Source organism: Muricauda brasiliensis (assembly GCF_003057865.1).
GTDB lineage: Bacteria > Bacteroidota > Bacteroidia > Flavobacteriales > Flavobacteriaceae > Flagellimonas > Flagellimonas chongwuensis.
In genome coordinates, this window is record NZ_QBTW01000039.1 from 1 (window position 1) to 826 (window position 826).

Annotated in this window: 2 protein-coding genes; both read right to left on the minus strand. The window is 57.9% G+C overall.

Annotated elements, in window-relative coordinates:
* Positions 1 to 294: gluconate 2-dehydrogenase subunit 3 family protein (locus tag DCK90_RS16835; protein WP_199912707.1), on the minus strand; the 294-nt coding region annotated here is incomplete at its 3' end.
* A 3-nt stretch (positions 295 to 297) separates the two neighbouring features.
* Positions 298 to 826, minus strand: a 529-nt coding sequence (locus DCK90_RS16840) for a GMC oxidoreductase (protein WP_234414778.1), incomplete at its 5' end; no start/stop codon positions are given.

The window sequence follows — 826 nt, forward strand, 5'->3', positions numbered from 1 at the left end:
CATGAACTCGATGAAGCCCACAACGTCCGCATCCGATGCCCCCTTGTACTCCTGCGTCGCCGGGAGTATCAGGTCGCACAGTACCGTCAATGTCTCCACCTCGTGCGGGTTCAAGAACTCTTCGTCCTGTAGCTCCGTTATCTGCTCCAGCTCCTGGGGAACGCGCCCCGGGTAGGTGATCTTCGGCGCCTCTGTCAGTTCGGTGCCCTCCGTCGAGGGCTTGCAACCATGGATCGCAAGTCCGCCCGCAACAGAGCCCAATACTATCGACTTTAAACTCTTCCTTCTGTCCATACCCTATATGTTTTGTTGTTTGAGTTGTTCCACGATGTACTCCGAGGCCCTCATCGAGAGCGCCAATATCGTCCATGTACAGTTCTTGTCGGCCTGCGATACAAATGGTCCCGCATCCACGATGAACACGTTGTCCACATCGTGCAGCTGCTGGTACTTGTTGGTCACCGACGTCCTTGGGTCGTCTCCCATCCGGGTGGTGCCCACCTCGTGGATGATCTTACCGGGGTTGTGAAGCCCGTAGTTGGTCTCCTTGCCCGGCTTCTTGCCCAACGGCTCCCCGCCCATGTTGATCAATATCTCCTCGAAGGTGTCCTGCATGTGCTTGGCCTGGTTGATCTCCAACTGGCTCCACTTGTAGTTGAACCTCAGTACGGGGATACCGAACTCGTCCACCGTGGTCGGGTCGATCTCGCAATAGTTCTCCTTCCTCGCTATGGACTCGCCCCTTCCGGCCATGCCCACGACCGCGCCGTAGTACTTCTTGGCGTCGCTGCGCAGCACATCCCCGTAGCCGCCCACCTTCGTCCCG